Raw genomic sequence first — 18,709 nt, 5'->3', positions numbered from 1 at the left:
GTCAGCCCTCCATTCCCACGCGCCAGGAATCCGCGAATATGCCGATTGCCTTCGGATCGAAGGTCACGCGCGGTTCGGCTGGTATCTCGTCGTCCTCGCCGATCACGACGGCGAGTTTCTGCCCCTCGAAGCCTGCCCGCACGATGCGGTAGCGCCCGATATCCTCGATCTTGTCGATGCGGATTGGCAGGCCTTCGCGACCGAGCCTGACAAATTCCGGACGGATGCCCAGTTCGATGCTTTTTGCATCACCAATCTGCGGTATGCCGGGCAGTGGAATGGCCTGCGCGCCGACTGTGGCAGTCTGGCCGTCGATCCGTGCGGGCATGAGGTTCATACCCGGCGAGCCGATGAAATAGCCGACGAATGTATGCCTCGGGCGCTCGAACAGTTCGGCAGGCGTGCCGATCTGCACGATTTCTCCGTTATGCATCACCACGACCTTGTCGGCGAATGTCAGCGCCTCCGTCTGGTCATGCGTGACATAGACCATCGTGAAACCCGATTGGCGGTGCAAGCGTTTCAGCTGTGAGCGCAGCACCCATTTCATGTGCGGATCGATAACCGTCAGGGGTTCGTCGAACAGGATTGCGTTCACATTCGCGCGTACCAGTCCCCGACCGAGCGAAATCTTCTGTTTCTGATCTGCCGTCAGTCCGCGTGCGCGTCGCCCGGCAATGCCGCCGAGGTCGGTCATTTCCAGAATGTCCTTGACGCGACGTTCCACTTCCGCTTCCGGCATCCGTCGGTTGCGCAACGGAAAGGCCAGATTGTCGAACACGGTCATCGTGTCGTAGACGACGGGAAACTGAAAGACCTGCGCAATGTTGCGGTCTTCGGTGGCAAGGCCGGTTACGTCCTGCCCGTCGAAAAGGATGCGCCCCTCAGTTGGTTGCAGAAGGCCGGAAATGATGTTGAGCAGGGTCGTCTTGCCGCAACCGGACGGGCCGAGCAGCGCGTAGGCGCTGCCGTCCTCCCACTCGTAATTGACCATGTTGAGAGCGTATTCGCCTGCGGCTTGCGCCTTCGCATTATAAGCGTGGCGGATATGATCGAGAGTGATACGTGCCATCGTCGCCCTCCTATGCCGCCAAACCAACCGTGCGGCCAACCGCGCGGCCAGTTTCATCGAATGCCATCAGGTGTCGCGTGTCGAGGTAGACCTCGATTTCGCGATCAGGCTCGACGATCTGGATACCGTGCGCCAGCATGACCCAGCGGTCGCCTTCGTAATCGAGATGGATGAAGCTTTCCGATCCGGCGATCTCGGATACCAGCGTGCGGGCCCGAATGGGAACCGTAGCGTTTTCCGCCGGACGGACCAGCAGATGATGCGGCTGAAACGCGATCGTCAGTGGACCGTCGCTTATATCAGCCAATTGGCTTGGTACGGCAATGGCCGGGCGGTCGGCGCGCAGGAAACGATCCCCCGACTTGACCATGCGTGCTGTGTTCAGGGGCGGGTCGGCAAATGTTCGTGCCGTGACGAGGTCGAGCGGGCGGCGATAGACATCGATTGTGCGCCCGAACTGCGTGATGCGGCCTTCTGAAAGTGCCGCCGTATTGCCGCCGAGCAGCAGGGCTTCCGAAGGTTCGGTTGTTGCGTAAACAAAGATCGCACCGGATTCGGCAAAGATGCGCGGCAGCTCTTCACGGAGTTCCTCACGCAGCTTGTAGTCGAGATTGGCCAGCGGTTCATCGAGGAGGACGAGATTGGCCTTTTTCACAATGGCCCGGGCAATTGCAGTGCGCTGTTGCTGCCCGCCGGAGAGATTAAGCGGTGTGCGGTCCAGATAAGGCGTCAGCTTGAGAAGGTCCGCCGCCTTGCGAACCTCGCTGTCGATCTCCGACTGTGCCTTGCCAGCGATGCGCATCGGCGAAGCAATGTTTTCATAGACCGTCAGAGCCGGGTAATTGATAAACTGCTGGTAGACCATCGCCACATTGCGCTTCTGCACGGGCATGCCTGTAACATCCTGTCCGTCGAACAGGATCGAGCCTTCACTTGGCTTGTCCAGGCCCGCCATGAGGCGCATGAGCGAGGTCTTCCCGGACAAGGTCGGTCCGAGCAGGACATTCAGGCTCCCGCGAGGCAGTACCAGACTTGTCGGATGGATATGGGTGGCTCCACCAACCGTCTTCGAGATATTTCGCAATTCCAGCATATGTCCCGAGGCCTCCTCCAACCGTCGGAATTATTGCGCTTATTGGCAATTCCTCTCAATATGAACTTCCAGGGACTGTGCCTTATCCCTTATGAGCAATCCGTGTTCTGCGAACCGCTTCCACACTTTCTCAGGAAACATGCAAGTTCCAACGACAATCCGGGCGCTGTTAACAGGATGTTTCCCAACGGATCTCATCCAGCTTAACACAACACCGAACCCGGCGCTCAATGAGCGCGAGCCAGCAGATGCGGCAGCGCGACCGTGATCTTTAACGCTTGAACAAACTCGGTTTGGATGACTTCGACAAGCACGCAGCTTGTCGCTTTGGCGATGGTGCCGAACACCGTGATCGCCACTGTCCGAGAAGAGGGCATGCGCACTCGTAACTGACATGTTCCTCCCCCTGTTCACACGTTCGGCCATTGCGAGTGTGAAAGCCAAACAATGAAAATCGAAAACAAAAAGAAAGTCAAATGAAGATAATTGTTTCACTTGCGAAATGTGGGCAGACCGTCGCGCGCCATGTGAAATGGTGGCTGTCGGTATAGCCGCGGTCCGCGCAGAGCGGATTTCCTGCAGCGGATCCATATAAGCTCAAGTTACCCGCACGGAACCCGAAGGGTGCATTACACCCAAACAGATGTAGACAAATTACCGGCTCTTCTTTTGCGTCATTTGACGGCACAATAGCCATGGAGCCGAATATTTCTCAACACCATTGGGAATTGGGCGCCGGCGAGGAGAAATGGTGATGAATGAACTACGTCCCATATCCAACGAGACCCTCACTGCAGGTGGTGTTCAAGGTACGTCTTTAACTACCGCAGCCGGACATCTGGCGCTCGTGCCGACATGGCTCCCTTTCGGTGTCGCTTCAGGCACAACCGGCAATTCCGCCGGAAGCGGTGGAATGGGACTGAGCGTCGGTGTGATAAGCAGCGACGCATCCGCTGTGTTCGTTCCGTCCAACACGGCAATTGCCGGTCCGGGAGCCGGGGCGGGCGCGGACCAGTTCAACAATGCATTGATTAATCAGCATGTCGTTGAAATGGCTGGAATGGGCGGAGACGGCGGAAACGGCAACGCCGTGATCGGAGGTACAGAAGGCGCGACCTCCAATCATGCAGGAAGCGGTGGCGACGGGGTTTTCTTCGGGGGACTTGTCAGCTCTGACGTCGCGGTTTTTGCTCCCGTCAATGCTGCGGTTGCAGGCGGATCCAATTCCGTAGCGTCTGCCAACCAGACCAACAACGCTGCCTTCCTGCAAGGCGCGGACCAGATGGCGGGTATTGGAGGCTCGGGTGGAGACCATAATGCCGCCGGGTCCGTTTCAGCCTCTCCGATACATACAGACGCTGGAAATTCCTATTATTTCACCGGTGATAATTATGCGGGTCATGGTGGCGCGGGTATTTTTGCCGGCACCATGATCGATGTGAACGTGGCGATTTTCTCCCCCATCAATATCGCTGTCGCTGCCGCTGGCGGCAATGCAGAGGCGCACCAGACAAACAACGTGATTTTCGATCAGGGCGGCACGCAGATTGCCGGGATCGGCGGTAATGGCGGCGGCTTCAACATGGCCTCGGACACAATTTTCACCGGCAATACAGCTGCAGGAAGCGGTGGTGACGGTGTTTCCCTGGGCAGTATGGTGGACGTGAATATCGGGTATTTCCACCCGATCAATATTGCAGTTCCCGCTGGCGGAACCGCTGATGCCCAGCAGATAGACCATCTGCTTGTCGATCAGCATGCTTTACAGATTGCCGGTATCGGTGGTTCAGGCGGCTACGATAATCTGACCGACACAAGCCATGATGCGCTTCTTGCAAACGACATTCTTGGCCTTCTTCACGCTTGATACATTCCGGTCTGGCCCACCCTAAAGTAGGTACCCGAATTTCTAGCTAGTCCCGCAACATCAACACGCGCACTCTTTGGAACGCGGTCGGTAACGCGATTTTACCAATCTCTTATCTGGGAATGCCGACCACCAAGACTGATGTTCAATCCGAAACAGGGCTGGGGCTCAACAGGGAGGAATTAAACGATGCCTATTCCGAGAGTTTCCGACACAATCCATCTCAGTGACGTTTATGCAGGCGACGCTAATGCCGGTAACGGTGCTGATGGCTATAATTTTGGGAATATCAATTACAATCCAAGTGCAGTCGTGGCCAATACGCAAAACGTAACAGGCGCAGCCGTTGATGTGCATAGTGGCGATTCCCCGTGGTTAAACGCCAGCTGGGACGCAGGCCATGCCGGAGATGGCGGCGGAGCCGATGCAACGAATGGCTTTCTCGCCAACATCACCAACAATGGTGCAGGCGGTGCTGGCGGCGACGCGAATTCCAACGGCAGTCTGGGTTCTTCGAGCGGCGGCAATGTAGCAGCCGGTCAGGCGGACACCAGTGCCGTTCAATATACCGAACTTCTGGCCGACCAGCACGCAACGATCCTTGCAGGGGTCGGTGGTAACGGCGGCGATGGGAACATGGCTCGCGGCGGTGATATTTCCTCTGCGCTCGTGCACTCCAATCCGGAAACGACGACCACAACAACCACTACGACGACCAACGATATAGCGAACTTTATCGACAGCTTTAACGACAATTTTCACGATATCGATCTGAGCCACTTGCCGCTGTGATCGGCAATTGGCTTTTGCTGGGTAGTCGAGAAATCCGACTTGGGAGCGACGGTTGAAATCGTTGCTCCCCATTTTACCCGGAATTGCCGATACGCTGACATTGCCTCACAGGCCAATGGGTATTGTGAACCTACGATAACAATGGAGATCTCGACGGAGACGACACATGACAGCGGCATTTACGCAAGCGCGCTATACGGTGACCCCATTGGTCGCTGCCTTGCGTCGGTGTGCCGGTGCCTTCGGTTTGGTCTTCGCCTATAGTTGCGGCTACAATATTTTTCTGCTTGCTCCCTCCCTCTATCTTCTTCAGATCTATGATCGTGTTCTGTCGAGCCGCAGTGTTGATACTTTGCTGATGCTGACGATCATCATCGCGATAGCCGTTATTGTCGGGTCTCTGCTCGATATCGTACGCCGCGCCGCGCTTTCCCGGATCGGTAGCTGGCTCGATCGTCAATTGCGTCCTGTCGTCATGAATGCATCCTTCGAATATGCGGCGCGCACTGATGCCGGAACAGCCGCTGAAAATTATCGTGACCTTTCCGTTTTGCGCCAGTTTCTGGATTCCCCATCATGTGCGCTATTGTTCGATATTCCCTGGGCCCCAGTTTTTCTTGTGCTGCTTTTTCTGGTTCACCCGCTCCTCGGGTTTATCGGCTTGAGCAGTGCATTGTGCCTGCTGCTTTTGGCCTTGTTGAATGAATTCACGACGCGCGAATTGAATGAACAGGCAAATATTGCGCAGGCACGAAGCTATTCCCGCTTCACAATGGCTCTCAAATATATCGGTGTAATCCGCGCGATGGGGATGCAACATGGCGCAGCTCACCTCATTTACCGGGATGCCGAGGCTGTCAGGGCGGCTCAGGACGGTGTGGCGCGTCGAACAGAGGTGCTTCAGGCATTCTCGAAATCGGTGCGTGCGTTGACGCAAATTTTGATGATGGGAGCCGCGACATGGCTCGTCCTCCAGAACAACAGCAACCCCGGAATTATTTTTGTCGCCAGTCTGTTGCTGGGGCGTGGACTGGCACCTGTAGAAGGCGCCATAGGCGCGTGGCGGGCACTGGCTTTCGTGCGCGGCGCATTCAACCGCCTGAACAAGATGCTCACTCTGGTTGCACCCGGAGACAACAAGCGAACCATTCTGCTACCGGAGCCCAAAGGCCAGCTCGTTCTCGACAATGTCGGCTATCGGTTCCCCTCATCGGATCGGTTCATCCTGCGAGGCGTATCGTTTCAGGTCGCTCCGGGTGATTGTGTTGCTTTGATCGGCCCTTCTGGATCGGGCAAATCGACTCTCGGACGAATTCTGGCTGGGGTTTCACGGCCAACCTGCGGATGTGCTCTTCTGGGCGGCATCGATATTTCGCTGCTTCGCCATTGCGACAATGCCCGCCATATTGGCTATCTTCCGCAGGATATCGAACTTTTCGGCGGCGCGATCAAAGATGTCATCGGTCGGCTCGACGGTTCGGATCCGCGTAAGGTTATCGAGGCTGCCAAACTCGTCGGACTGCATGAGACGATCATGCGACTGCCGCAGGGATACGAAACCGATATCGGCGAAGGTGGCGCCTTGCTTCTGCGGGCGCAACGCCAGCAATTGGGACTGGCGCGCGCAGCCTATGGCAACCCTCCTCTTGTGGTCCTTGATGATCCGAATTCCAGTCTCGACTATGAGGGTGAGCGGCTGTTGTTCGACGCCATAGAGCGCATGAAGTGCAGGCAAATTACAATTGTGATCATCACGCATCGAATGGGCATTCTGCCGGTGACCGACAAAATCGCTGTGATGCGCGACGGTATGGTGAGCGCTTTTGGAGATAGCGAGAAAATCTTCGATGCTTTCCTTCGCGTCCCCGCGAAAACTGGACCGTAAGGGATGCCTCGTCATGACCCTCGTTCCCATCGAACTCCCGGCGAAGGTAGCAAATGCATTGAAGTATTCGCTGCTGCTGGCTCGTTTGCGGGCAATACAGCTGAAGCTCCCGTCTTTACCGCTGTTGCTGCCTGGGAAAAACACTTTGCCAACGCCGCTTACATCACGGCCAAGGCTGCGCGGCGTGGCCTGGACAGGAAACCTGCTCGTATTGATATTCGTTGCAGGCTTCGGAATATGGGCAGTTTTCGCACCGCTTAAAAGTGCGGCGGTCGCTGTGGGTGTTGTCGAAGCGGAATCCAGCCGCAAGACCATTCAGCATCTGGAAGGCGGTATTGTTCAGCAGATCTATGTCCACAATGGCGATTTGGTCTCCAACGGTCAGATTCTGATCAAGCTGGACGATACAAAACCCAGGACGGAGCTGGTTGGCATTCAGGGCCAGCTGTGGGACGCGCAGGCGAGCCGGGCTCGGCTGGTCGCTGAACAGGCGAACGAGATGCAACTTTTGTTTCCACCGGAGCTGGAACAACTCGCGCCGCACAATCCGGCAGTCAACGCCATTGTCGTCGGACAACGAAGAATATTTGAAGCCCGTCGCGACGTCTATCGATCTGAAATTGCCATAACGCACGAGAAAATGGGGCAGGTGAAGGAAGAGATAACCGGATTGGCGGCGCAAAAAATGGCCTTGTCGTCCCGCATCGAGATCACGCGCCAGCAACTGGACATGATAAATCCGCTTGTGAAAAAGGGGCTCGAGCGCAAAACGAGCGTATTGAATCTCGCACGCGAGAAAGCTGATCTGGACGGACAGCTGGGAGAGACCATAGCTCAGATGTCCCGCGCTTATCAGGTGATTAATGAAGCGCAGGCCAATCTCGTCAAGCTGGAGAGTGATCGCCAAAACGAGATCGCAAAGGAACTGCGCGAGACCGAAAACCAGCTTTTCCTGTTAAGCGAACGATACCGCGCGATCAACGATCAACTGATCCGGACAGATATCAAGGCGCCCGAAAACGGGATTGTCATGGATTTGCGCATCCACACGACGGGCGGCGTTATCGGGGCAGGCGAGCCGTTGCTGGATCTGGTGCCGCAGGATGGCAACATGATCGTGTCAGCGCATGTTCGGCCCGAGGATATCAACCTTGTGCGTCCCGGCTTGAACGCTCAGGTGCATCTTTTGCCCTATGATCAGCGACGCGTGCCTCTTCTGGAAGGACAAGTGACATATGTTTCGGCCGACCGGCTTATCGATAAACAGACCGGGCAGCCCTATTATGCCGCGACGATCCGCGTGACCGACGATGAACTGATGCAGGCCGGAGACGTGGAAATGATCCCCGGAATGCCTGTGCAGGCCCTGATAGAAACCGGGGAAAGCAGTGTCGCACTTTATGCTGTCAGGCCATTGCTGGACAGTTTTCACCGGGCTTTCCGCGAAAACTGAATTATCTGCGCCTATTGAATGGCGCTCCCATTGGCAGTCGCTTTGGCACCAAGCAATAGAACGACTTCGGTTCTGTTCTGAACATGTAGTTTACGCATAATATGCTGCAAGTGCATCTTCACGGTATTGCCGGAAAGATTGAGCTTCTCAGCAATGACCTTGTTTGAATGACCGCGCTGCAACTCAGTCAGAACGTCAACTTCCCGCGGTGTGAAACCGGTAATGGCTGGCTGGCACCAGCTGTAGTTCACACTATCGGTTCCATCGTCGGCCAATTCAGTCGTTGACCTATCTTTGAGGGAGATCGTTGTTTGAATCGTACTCTGAGCGCCCTGCGGATGCGGACAGAATATGCCTCCCGCAAGCACCAGCCGAATGCCAGCCAGAGCGATCTCTACCGGAAGGGACGACGTAAAGAACCCTCGCACGCCCATTTTAATCGCTTGTGACTCCAGCAGAACATCGTCTTTGTTGGAAAAAAGAGCAATCGACGCCCCCTGAAAGTGGCTCTCAACGGTGAGGAGCTCTTCCCGCAGTGCGGAGCTATCCATCGCCCTGCCTCCCAGATCCAACGCAATGAGAGCTATGTCACGTCTGCTGGCTTTGACCAGTTCTGTTAAAGAGGCCATGCCAACGACATTACAATCGGCAAGTTCGTATTCCAGGAATTTTACAATGGATGTCCGCACGAGCGTATGTTTGGCCACGATGATCATGGTCCGACGTCTGCGCACTGTGCGCCGTATCTTTTCAAACTCGGTTGACACTGCAGGCTCCGTTTCTTCAATCGTCGGAGGTCTTCTCGACAGTTCCGAATGTCCATCGAATCTAGCATTCGATGGAGTAAAGGGATGCTCGCACTGTGTGTGAAGATTGGATACTATCCATACATCCTATCACAGATGATGGTGGGATTACCAAATAATCTTTGGTTTATATTCCGGTGCCATTATTTAATAGAGATTATTCCAGATTAACATATGTTAATACAAGAAAAGTCGAAAATGACAATCAAGAGTATATTTAAACTTACTTTGAAATACTCCGGCGCCGGAGCGCAGAAGTGAATAGGTGACCGGGAGTGCCAACATGGCTCATCAACAGGATTGGTTCAGCATAGGAAGCGTCGTTGCTCATCATCCCAGGCATATTGGGGTCGAGTGATAGATAGCAGCTGGGCGGCGGAGGGTATTGATACCGCGCAGAGCCCGCAGATCCGGCGCTTGTTCAGCGCATGGGTATGTGGCCAAGGCAACGTCGGTCATCCAATGAAAAAAGCCCCGGAAAACCGGGGCTGTTTCCTGTCGTGTCTGGGCACTTAGGCCAGTTCGCCAGCCAGCGCCTTTTTGATCAGCGCGCGGGTTTCGTCGATGCCATAAAGCGCGACGAAGGAGCCGAAACGTGGTCCGCGTTCCTGGCCGATCAGCACTTCATAGAGCATCTGGAAGAAGGAAACCGAAACGCCGGGACCGCCTTCCGGGCTTTTCTTGGTGTGGTCCTGATAACGCTCAATGGCACGGGCGACGTCAAGAATGGCGTTCTGGATGTCGTTGCCATCAGTGCCGGCAGGCAGCGTTGCGAGCTTCGCATCCAATGCTTCAAGGGCTGCCCGTTCCACATCATCCGGCGCGCGGAACTGCTTGGTCGGCTTCACGAAATCGTTGAAGTAGCGGATCGCATAGCCGACGAGCGCATCGAGTTCCGGATTGTTTTCCGGCGTAACGCCCGGCACGTGGCGCGAGATGAAACCCCACAGCACAGCCGGATTTTCGGCATTCGATGCGCTGACCAGATTGAGCATCAGCGCGAAAGTGACTGGCAGGTTCACCTTCGGCGGGTTGCCGTAATGAATGTGCCAGACCGGATTGTTCAGCCGGTCCTTCCATTCCTGACGCTCATAGGCCGAGAGATAGGTGAAATATTCGTCCACCGCCTTCGGGATGACATCGAAGTAAAGCCGCTTGGCGGTCTTCGGCTTCTGAAAATTGTAAAGCGCAAGGCTTTCAGTCGGCGCATAGGCCAGCCATTCATCGATGGAAATGCCGTTGCCCTTGGACTTGGAAATCTTCTGGCCCAGCTCGTCGAGGAACAGTTCGTAGACGAAATGTTCCGGCGCGCGACCGCCGAGGATTTCGCAGATGCGGTCATAAACGCCCGCATTGGTCTGGTGGTCCTTGCCGAACATTTCGAAATCGACGCCGAGCGCTGCCCAGCGCATGCCGAAATCCGGCTTCCATTGCAGCTTCACCTTGCCGCCTGTGACGGACAGCGTGGTTTCAACGCCGTCCTCATCGTCGAACGTGATGGTGCCAGCCTTGGCATCCACGCTCTTCATCGGCACGTAAAGCACGCGACCAGACTTCGGCGAGATCGGCAGGAATGGGCTGTAGGTCGCCTGACGCTCTTCGCCGAGCGTCGGCAGCATCACCTTCATGATGTCGTCATAGCGCTCGACAGCCTTGAGAAGCACGGCGTCGAACTTGCCGGACTGGTAATATTCCGTCGCGCTGGCGAATTCATAATCGAAGCCGAAAGTGTCGAGGAAGCGGCACAGCATGGCGTTGTTATGGTCCGCAAAGCTCTTGTAGTCGCCACCGAACGGGTTCGGAACGGCGGAAAGCGGCATCTGCAGATAGGGTTCAAGGGCTGCCTTGTCCGGCACATTGTCCGGGATTTTGCGCATGCCGTCGAGATCGTCGGAGAAGCAGATCAGGCGTGTCTTGACCTTGTCTTCGGTCAGGATGCGAAAGGCGTGGCGCACCATAGAGGTACGCGCCACTTCGCCAAACGTGCCGATATGCGGCAGGCCGGAAGGGCCATAACCGGTCTCGAAAATCACCGTTTCCGGCAGGCCGGTCTTTGCATAACGCTTGAGGATTTTCTTCGCTTCTTCAAAAGGCCATGCTTTCGCTTCCGCAGCCGCCGCGGTCAGTTCCGGGGTCAGCGTGATGTCGGGAAGGCGGTGCGAGGTCATGGTTTAATCCTGTGAAGAAAGTTTATTCATTGAAAACTTGCGCGCAAGGGAGGCGCATACTGCTCTATGGCGCGGCAACCACTGTCCGTCAACGGTTGCGACCGAATTTCCTTGCGCAACGGGATGCGGCTTCCTAACTTTCAAAACAATTTGGGCCGTTGAAGTTGATTCCGGCTATTGTTGTGCAGGAGTACCCGATGAAAAAGATCACCCAGCAGGATGCACTCGTCTATATTATGATTACGACGTCTGCCGCCGACACCACCATGACCGATGCCGAGCTGGAATCCATCGGCAATGTGGTGACGCGCCTGCCGGTTTTCCGCGGTTTCGATACCGGGCGCCTGCCGCAGATTGCCAATGATTGCTATGCGCTTCTTGCCGATGAAGACGGCCTGGAAAAAATTCTCGACCTTGCCCATGAAGCACTGCCGGAACGTCTCTACGATACGGCCTATGCGCTGGCTGTCGAAGTCGCTGCTGCCGATCTCCATGTGGAGCAGGAAGAACTGGAATTTCTCCAGATGCTGCGTGACCGCTGGACACTGGATGAACTGACCGTTGCCGCCATCGAACGCAGCGCCCGCGTGCGCTTCCGCAAACTTGATCCTGTTGTTTAGAGCCTGTTCCAAAAGCCATCCTGTGTGGCTGCAAATGGCAATTTGTCTGCGTTCCGGTGATCATGCAGCTTTTTGATTCAGGCTCTCAAGCGCTGGTGGCTGCATAGGCTCGGCTTCCCTCATCCAGAACCGTCGAACTTCTTCCTGAGCTTGTCGAAGGATCAGCAGTTGAATGCAAAACGGGCGGAAAATCCGCCCGTTTCCTTTATGGGTTTCAGGAAATCAGCACACGACCGGGAGCCGTCGTGCCTTGCGCCCTTCCAGAGCAGCACGCATGATGCGGGCAGCTTCTGCAAATGTGGGCGTTTCCTTCCAGTGTTCAGCATGGATGATGCCGGTCGGGACGATATCCCTCAGCGCTTCCAGCGTGTGGCGCGGCACCATGTCGGTGCAGTTCCACAGGCGGCGGAAGATGACACTGATCCGTGTGACCTTGCCGTTGACCTGAACGGACGGTTCGGTCGTTTCCAGAGCCCAATCTTCATAAGCATCGACCGCATCCTGGAATGCATGATGGAGATAGATCGGTGCGTGACCGTCATGAAGCGGGGGCAGCAAACTAGACATTTCTGTTTCCTCTCTTCCAATGGGTTCAGCTTTCAGGGGGCATTTGCGGCCAGATGAATGAAATGGGGCGCACAAATGCATTCAAATAAGAGCCATGAATTGCTCTTCAGTGGTCTATGCGTGCCGTGTCGAAATGAAGCTCACGAAATACGACAACACATAATTAACCATGATCTACGGAAGAAGCCCTGTTTGGCAAGAGGGGATTTTCTTTAAATTGGGTTTAATCGAAAAAATAATTCAAACGCATAGGTTGAAATACTTCATTAATAAGCTAGCAAATAATTGAAATATCATTTTTACTTGACGGTTAAAGATGCCGGAAAGCGAAGTGTTTTTCGATATTTATTGTTCCGGTAACAGGTTTTGATCCTGTCATTTACGGGTGACTGGTATAAAAAGTCGTCAAATGAAAATGTGATTGCGGGGCAATGGATATGGCTCAACTGGTTCTGTCACGTAGGGCTTTTCTGGCGGGATCGACCGCTTTGGCCGCTGTCGCCGTCTGGCCGCAACGGTCGAATGCGGCTGGTGAAGCGCAGAAAGGTGGGCGGCTGGTTGTGGCCGCAGATTCAGAGCCACGTAATCTGAACCCGGCCATCGTGGCCTCCAATGGCGTTTTCTTTATCGCAAGCAAGGTGATCGAACCTCTGGCGGAAACGTCCTTCGAGGGCGAAAATGGTCTCGCGCCACGGCTTGCGACAGGCTGGGAAGGCTCCGCCGACGGGCTGACGGTGAGGTTCCGTCTGCGCGAAGGCGTTAAATGGCATGACGGCAAGCCGTTCACATCGGCGGATGTGGCATTTTCGGCCATGGAAGTCTGGAAACCGCTGCAAAACCTGGGCCGTGTTGTGTTCAAGGCGCTGGAAAAGGTTGAAACGCCAGACGACCTCACTGCCGTTTTCCATTTCTCCGAGCCGACGCCCTTCCAGCTTATCCGCAATGCCCTGCCGGCGCTGACGGCAGTGCTGCCGAAGCATGTCTTCGCGGGTAGTGACATCATGGCCAACCCGGCCAATGAAAAGCTCGTAGGCACCGGCCCGTTCAAATATGCCGAACATAAGACCGGCGAATATTACCGGCTGACGCGCAACGACGATTATTGGGGCAAGGGTGAGCCTTATCTGGACGAGATTGTCTATCGCGTGCTGCCGGATCGCGCCGCAGCGGCTGGCGCGCTGGAGGCCGAAGAAGTCGATCTGGCTGCTTTCTCCGCCGTGCCGCTCGCCGATCTGGACCGAATTTCGAAGGTTCCGGGCCTCACGGTCATCTCCAAGGGCTATGAAGCGCTGACCTACCAGCTCGTGGTGGAGATCAACCATCGCCGCAAGGAACTGGCGAACCTGAAGGTTCGGCAGGCAGTCGCCCATGCCATTGATCGCGATTTCGTGGTGAAGACAATTTTCCTCGGTTACGCCAAGACCTCGACCGGTCCTGTGCCGCGTTATGACAGCCAGTTCTATACCGATGACGTGCCGTCCTATCCGTTCGACGTCGCGAAAGCGAATGCGCTTCTGGACGAGGCTGGTTACGAGCGGGGCAAGGACGGAACGCGCTTCACGCTCAAGCTTCTTCCGGCGCCCTATTTCAACGAAACGAAACAGTTCGGTGATTATCTGCGGCAGGCGCTCGCTGCAGTCGGCATCGATGCGCGCATCGTCAACAACGATTCCGCCGCGCACCAGAAGGCAGTTTACACTGACCACGATTTTGATCTGGCCATTGCGCCGACGGTTTATCGTGGTGATCCGGCCATATCCACGACAATTCTGGTTGAGGGCGGTATCCCGGCAGGCGTGCCGTTTTCCAATCAGGGCGGCTATGCCAATGCTGAACTGGATGCGCTGATCGCCAAAGCCGCACGCGAAATCGATGAGAAAAAGCGCACGGCGCTCTATCATCAGTTCCAGCAGATGGTGGACGCAGATTTGCCGCTCATCAATGTTGCGGAATGGGGTTTCATCACCGTTGCTCGCGACCGCGTGAAGAATGTTTCCAGCAACCCGCGCTGGGCAGTTTCCAACTGGGCGGATACGTGGCTGGAACAGTGACGAACCTTTCCGATTGATTGTATCCTGCCATCGTGAAACAGATTCTGTCCCTTTTCCGCAAACGATTGGTCGGCAGCATTATGGTGCTGCTGATTGTCATTGTCGGCTGCTTTTTTATGTTGGAAAGCGCGCCGGGCGATGCCGTCGACGCTTATGCCGTAACATTCGGCGGTGATGCGGCAACGATTGCCGAAATGCGCGCGCGTTGGGGGCTGGATCAATCCATATGGTATCGGCTCGGGGCCTATCTGGCAGCCCTTGCACATGGTAATCTCGGCTGGTCCGTCAGTTTCAATCGACCCATTCTCGACGTTATACTGGAGCGCTTGCCCAACACGCTTCTTTTGATGGGCGCGGCGACTGCCTTGTCTTTTGCCGTGGGGTCGCTTCTTGGCATTGTGGCAGGGGCGAAGCCCGGAAGCTTTCGCGACCGGTTTCTCTCCGTGGCATCGCTGGTTCTTTATGCGATCCCCGGTTTCTGGCTGGCGCTCGTGCTGGTCATCCTGTTTTCAATCAGGCTGCGCTGGTTGCCGTCGAGCGGCATTGAAACGATTGCCTCCGGCAAGCACGGGTTGGCGCGGGCAGGCGACATTGCGCGTCATCTGGTGCTGCCGGTCGTGTCGCTGGCGGTGATTTATCTGGCGCTTTACCTGCGGGTCATGCGCGCCGCCATGGCCGACATGTGGCGCATGGATTTCGTGCGCGCCTTGCGGGCGAGGGGCATTTCGCATGCGCACATTGTCCTGCGCCACGTGGCGCGGAATGCATTGCTGCCGCTCGTTACCGTGCTGGGCTTGCAGGCCGCATCCATGCTCGGCGGCAGCGTGGTGATCGAAAGCGTTTTCGCCGTGCCGGGGCTGGGGCGGCTTGCACAGGAGGCCGTCGCAAGCCGCGATACGCCGCTTCTGCTCGGCGTCATTCTGGTCAGCGCCGTCATGGTGATCGTGGTCAATTTCCTTATCGACCTGATCTATCTCTGGCTTGATCCGCGTATTGCGACCGGGGGCGGCGGGGTATGAGCGGGGTGAAACGTTATTTCAGTACGGGTGAGGGTATAGCAGGTGCAATCCTGCTGGTGCTGCTCGTGCTGGCAGCACTTGCCGCTCCGCTACTCTTTCCCGCCGATCCTTTAAGCATTGTCTCAACGCCGCTGCTGCAACCCTTTGACAATACAGATTTTATTTTCGGAACTGACCGGCTGGGACGCAATGTTCTGGCCGAGCTTTTCTATGGTGCGCGCACATCGCTTGGCGTTGGGCTGGCTGCTGCCTTGGCCTCAATTATCCTTGGCAGCATCATCGGGACGCTGGCCGGTTTTGCGGGCGGTATCGTCGATGAAGTCCTGATGCGAATTACCGAAGCCTTCCAGACCGTACCGGGCTTTCTGCTGGCGCTGGCGCTGGTTAGCATTGCCGGGCCGACACTGCCGGTGCTGATTGCCGCGATTGCGCTTTCAAGCTGGACGCAGGCTGCGCGTCTCACACGCGGGCAGGTGCTCACAATCCGCGAAAGCGATTACGTGGCGTCGGCTCGCGTCATCGGCATGCATCCGATGGAAATCGCTTTCCGCCAGATACTGCCCAACGCCCTGCCGCCGGTTCTGGCGCTGGTGCCGGTGATCGTCGCTTCCGCCATATTGATTGAAGCGGCTCTGTCCTTTCTGGGGCTGGGCGATCCGAACCGCGTCACCTGGGGCGGTATGATCGCCGAGGGGCGTACGGTCCTGCGTTCCGCACCCTGGCTTTCGATCCTGCCGGGACTGGCGCTGGCATTGACTGTTGTGGGCGTATATCTGGCGGGCGAGGGACTGACGAACGCCTTGTCCCGGCGCGAGGTGCAGTCATGACGGTGATCGTCCGGCTGGAGCAGCTTTGCGTGCGCTATGGCCGTGAAATGGCGCTGGAGAATATCGATCTCGATGTCCGGCGCGGTGAAACGCTGGCGATCATTGGCGAAAGCGGCTCGGGCAAAAGCACGCTGGCACTGGCGCTGGCCTCGCTCCTGCCGGGCAATGCTCGCATTTCGGGCAATATGGAATGGGCAGATGGAAAGCCGCGACCGGGAAGCGATATAGGCTTCGTGTTTCAGGACCCGGCATCGAGCTTCGATCCGCTGATGACGGTCGGCGCGCAACTTGTCGAGACCATTCGCGCCCATGCGAAAATCGACAAAGCAGCAGCGAAAACCAAGGCAGTCAGCCTTTTACAGCGCGTTCACATTCCGCAACCCGAAGCAAGTTTTTCGCGCTATCCGCACCAGTTTTCGGGCGGGCAGAAACAGCGCATCGCAATTGCGCTCGCCATTGCTGCCGGTCCGCGCCTGCTGATTGCGGATGAGCCGACAAGCGCACTCGACACCATTGTGCAGAAGGAGATTGTCTCTCTTCTGCAGGAACTGGTGCGCGCAGACGGAATGACGCTGATCTTCATCACCCATGACATCGCACTGGCATCGGGACTGGCTGACCGCATCGCGGTTTTCCGGCGAGGTGAACTAGTGGAGTTTGGACCCGCTCGAACGATCATTTCAGACCCACAAACAGATTACACGAAAGCGCTGATCACCGCCGTGCCGGTGCTGGAGGCGGCCCATGGCTGATCCGCTTTTGAAGGCCGACAATCTCATTTTGCGCTATGGCGACGCCCTTGCGCTCGACGGTGTCAGCCTCACGATCCAGCCGGGCGAGACGTTGGCGCTGGTCGGTCCGTCTGGCAGCGGCAAGTCCACGCTGGCGCGGGCACTTTTGCGGCTTCACTCGCTTGCAAGCGGTACAATCCGTTTTGAGGGCGAGGACTGGCTGGCGCTCAAACGAGCCGTTCTCCGCAAGCAGCGTGCGCGCATGCAGATGGTGTTTCAGGACCCGCTCTCGGCCTTCAATCCACGTGCGAGCGTCTATGATCTCTTACGCGAACCGCTACGCATTCATGGGCTCAAGCGCGATATTGCCAGCCTTTTGCAAACGGTCGGGCTTGATCCAGCACTGGCACGGCGCGGCGTCCATGAAATTTCCGGTGGGCAGCGCCAGCGCGTCGCGATTGCGCGGGCGCTTGCAACTACTCCGTCGCTGATCGTGCTGGACGAGGCTGTTTCGGCGCTCGACGTCACCGTGCGCGACGCCATTCTCAACCTGTTGCGGGACATACAGACAGCCGAACAGACAGCCTATCTCTTCATCACGCATGATCTCGCAGTGGCAGCGCAGATGGCGGACCGTATCGCGGTGATGGAACGCGGGCAGATTGTTGAATGCCGCCCGACGCGGGAGCTGATAACGGCACCGCAAGCGCCTGTTACCAAAGCGCTTATCGAGGCTGTGCCTAGAGCATGTCCCCAAAAGTGGGAACCGGTTTTGGGATAAAGACATGCGAAAAAAAAAGAGATAGAGCGGTTGCAGCGACTCCGTTTTAACTGGAACCGCTCTAGAATTCTGGTTTAAGCCTTGCCCAGTTCCACCGAACGCTTGCGAGCCGCTTCCACGGCTTCGGCCACCAGCGTCTTGAGGCGGTCGCCGCCCATCAGAACTTCGAGCGCGGCAGCGGTGGTGCCGTTCGGGCTTGTCACCTGTTCGCGCAGCTTTGAAGGCGTGTCCGTGCTGGCATCGGCCAGCGCGCCTGCACCCATCACCGTCTGCATGGCCAGCAAAGCTGCCGTTTCCTGCGGCAGACCGGCGGTCACACCGGCATCGGTCAGCGCCTCGATGAAGTGGAACACATAGGCAGGCCCGGAACCCGAAACGGCGGTTACAACGTCCATCAGCGCTTCATCGTCCACACTTGCGACCTTGCCGGATGTCTCAAGCAGGCGGCCTACGAAGACTTCGTTCTCGTCGCTCACATTGGTGTTCTTGTAGGTGACGAGCATCCCCTTGCCGATGGCGGCAGGCGTGTTCGGCATACAGCGAAGCACGGCTGCATCGTGACCAAGCTTGCTTTCAAAAAGGGCGACCGGAATACCGGCTGCAACGCTGACGAAAGTGGCAGCGGGTGCGAAGCGCTTATAGGCTGGCAGAACCTGTGCCATGACCTGTGGCTTGACCGCCACGAGAACCATGCGCGGCTTCAGATCGCCGGGCAGGGCTTCAGCATCGGCAAAGGCATGGACGCCAGCACCAGCGGCGCGATCGCGAAGTGCTTCGGTGGGCTCCACGACATAAACGTCTTTTGCCTTGAGAATACCGCTATCGAGCCAGCCTTTCAGCATGGCGAAGCCCATATTGCCGCAACCGACCAGAATTACCGTGTCATGCATATTGATTGTTCCACCTTTGGATTTCATTTGGACATGGCCCGCGATGGTATAGCCCCGCCTTATTACGCTGCGCAAGTATATGCGGCG

17 protein-coding genes are annotated in these 18,709 nt (G+C 56.6%); 10 read left to right on the top strand and 7 right to left on the bottom strand.

The window, feature by feature from the left end:
• Window position 1: 1 nt before the first annotated feature.
• The 3 genes from OANT_RS20520 to OANT_RS26775 all read right to left on the bottom strand — a co-directional run bounded on the left by OANT_RS20520 (window position 2) and on the right by OANT_RS26775 (window position 2,542).
• Entirely contained in the window at window positions 2–1,072 is a 1,071-nt protein-coding gene (locus OANT_RS20520) for an ABC transporter ATP-binding protein (protein ID WP_012093315.1), read from the bottom strand.
• A 10-nt stretch (window positions 1,073–1,082) separates the two neighbouring features.
• Entirely contained in the window at window positions 1,083–2,165 is a 1,083-nt protein-coding gene (locus OANT_RS20515) for an ABC transporter ATP-binding protein (RefSeq protein ID WP_010659163.1), read from the bottom strand.
• Between the two features lie 227 nt (window positions 2,166–2,392).
• Entirely contained in the window at window positions 2,393–2,542 is a 150-nt protein-coding gene (locus tag OANT_RS26775) for a hypothetical protein (RefSeq protein WP_155269240.1), read from the bottom strand.
• 377 nt (window positions 2,543–2,919) lie between these two features.
• Here OANT_RS26775 and OANT_RS20510 point away from each other — a divergent pair, with 377 nt between their 5' ends.
• The 4 genes from OANT_RS20510 (at window position 2,920) to OANT_RS20495 (ending at window position 8,162) form a co-directional block, all read left to right on the top strand.
• The gene (locus OANT_RS20510; RefSeq protein ID WP_012093314.1) at window positions 2,920–4,032 is read left to right on the top strand and encodes a hypothetical protein; all 1,113 of its coding nucleotides are present in this window, start codon (window positions 2,920–2,922) and stop codon (window positions 4,030–4,032) included.
• Between the two features lie 189 nt (window positions 4,033–4,221).
• A complete protein-coding gene (locus OANT_RS20505; RefSeq protein ID WP_012093313.1) occupies window positions 4,222–4,824 on the top strand; it encodes a hypothetical protein in 603 nt (200 codons plus the stop codon).
• 166 nt (window positions 4,825–4,990) lie between these two features.
• On the top strand, window positions 4,991–6,709 hold the full coding sequence (locus OANT_RS20500; RefSeq protein ID WP_012093312.1) for a type I secretion system permease/ATPase: 1,719 nt from the start codon (window positions 4,991–4,993) through the stop codon (window positions 6,707–6,709).
• A gap of 13 nt (window positions 6,710–6,722) precedes the next feature.
• Window positions 6,723–8,162, top strand: coding sequence for an HlyD family type I secretion periplasmic adaptor subunit (locus OANT_RS20495; RefSeq protein WP_012093311.1), 1,440 nt, complete (start codon window positions 6,723–6,725; stop codon window positions 8,160–8,162).
• Window positions 8,163–8,173: 11 nt separating this feature from the next.
• Here the strand turns inward: OANT_RS20495 and OANT_RS20490 are convergent, their stop codons facing one another.
• Together OANT_RS20490 and OANT_RS20485 are read right to left on the bottom strand one after the other, a co-directional pair.
• Window positions 8,174–8,878: a LuxR C-terminal-related transcriptional regulator gene (locus OANT_RS20490; RefSeq protein ID WP_049768438.1), complete on the bottom strand. Its 705-nt coding sequence runs from the start codon at window positions 8,876–8,878 to the stop codon at window positions 8,174–8,176.
• Window positions 8,879–9,480: 602 nt separating this feature from the next.
• The gene (locus tag OANT_RS20485) at window positions 9,481–11,136 is read right to left on the bottom strand and encodes a lysine--tRNA ligase (protein ID WP_012093309.1); all 1,656 of its coding nucleotides are present in this window, start codon (window positions 11,134–11,136) and stop codon (window positions 9,481–9,483) included.
• A gap of 197 nt (window positions 11,137–11,333) precedes the next feature.
• Here OANT_RS20485 and OANT_RS20480 point away from each other — a divergent pair, with 197 nt between their 5' ends.
• The gene (locus OANT_RS20480) at window positions 11,334–11,756 is read left to right on the top strand and encodes a tellurite resistance TerB family protein (RefSeq protein WP_010659157.1); all 423 of its coding nucleotides are present in this window, start codon (window positions 11,334–11,336) and stop codon (window positions 11,754–11,756) included.
• Between the two features lie 222 nt (window positions 11,757–11,978).
• Here the strand turns inward: OANT_RS20480 and OANT_RS20475 are convergent, their stop codons facing one another.
• Window positions 11,979–12,323, bottom strand: coding sequence for a BRA0787 family protein (locus OANT_RS20475; protein WP_010659156.1), 345 nt, complete (start codon window positions 12,321–12,323; stop codon window positions 11,979–11,981).
• Between the two features lie 437 nt (window positions 12,324–12,760).
• Here OANT_RS20475 and OANT_RS20470 point away from each other — a divergent pair, with 437 nt between their 5' ends.
• The 5 genes from OANT_RS20470 to OANT_RS20450 are packed head-to-tail and all read left to right on the top strand — an operon-like array spanning window position 12,761 to window position 17,732.
• Complete coding sequence (locus OANT_RS20470) at window positions 12,761–14,374, top strand: ABC transporter substrate-binding protein (protein WP_012093308.1); 1,614 nt, start codon at window positions 12,761–12,763, stop codon at window positions 14,372–14,374.
• Between the two features lie 17 nt (window positions 14,375–14,391).
• Window positions 14,392–15,393 (top strand): ABC transporter permease, encoded by a 1,002-nt coding sequence (locus OANT_RS20465; RefSeq protein ID WP_012093307.1) that lies wholly within the window; start codon window positions 14,392–14,394, stop codon window positions 15,391–15,393.
• Window positions 15,390–16,220, top strand: a complete 831-nt coding sequence (locus OANT_RS20460) for an ABC transporter permease (protein WP_012093306.1) — start codon at window positions 15,390–15,392, stop codon at window positions 16,218–16,220. The genes OANT_RS20465 and OANT_RS20460 overlap by 4 nt, the downstream gene beginning before the upstream one ends.
• On the top strand, window positions 16,217–16,972 hold the full coding sequence (locus OANT_RS20455) for an ABC transporter ATP-binding protein (protein ID WP_012093305.1): 756 nt from the start codon (window positions 16,217–16,219) through the stop codon (window positions 16,970–16,972). Before OANT_RS20460 ends, OANT_RS20455 begins: the two co-directional genes overlap by 4 nt.
• Window positions 16,965–17,732 carry an ABC transporter ATP-binding protein gene (locus tag OANT_RS20450; RefSeq protein WP_012093304.1) on the top strand — a complete coding sequence of 256 codons (768 nt, stop codon included), beginning with the start codon at window positions 16,965–16,967 and terminating at the stop codon, window positions 17,730–17,732. Before OANT_RS20455 ends, OANT_RS20450 begins: the two co-directional genes overlap by 8 nt.
• Before the next feature lie 74 nt (window positions 17,733–17,806).
• Here the strand turns inward: OANT_RS20450 and proC are convergent, their stop codons facing one another.
• On the bottom strand, window positions 17,807–18,622 hold the full coding sequence (proC, locus tag OANT_RS20445; protein WP_040128629.1) for a pyrroline-5-carboxylate reductase: 816 nt from the start codon (window positions 18,620–18,622) through the stop codon (window positions 17,807–17,809).
• Between the last annotated feature and the right edge of the window lie 87 nt (window positions 18,623–18,709).

Source organism: Brucella anthropi ATCC 49188 (assembly GCF_000017405.1).
GTDB classification, from domain to species: Bacteria; Pseudomonadota; Alphaproteobacteria; order Rhizobiales; family Rhizobiaceae; genus Brucella; species Brucella anthropi.
This window is presented reverse-complemented; position numbering and strand designations above follow the sequence as displayed.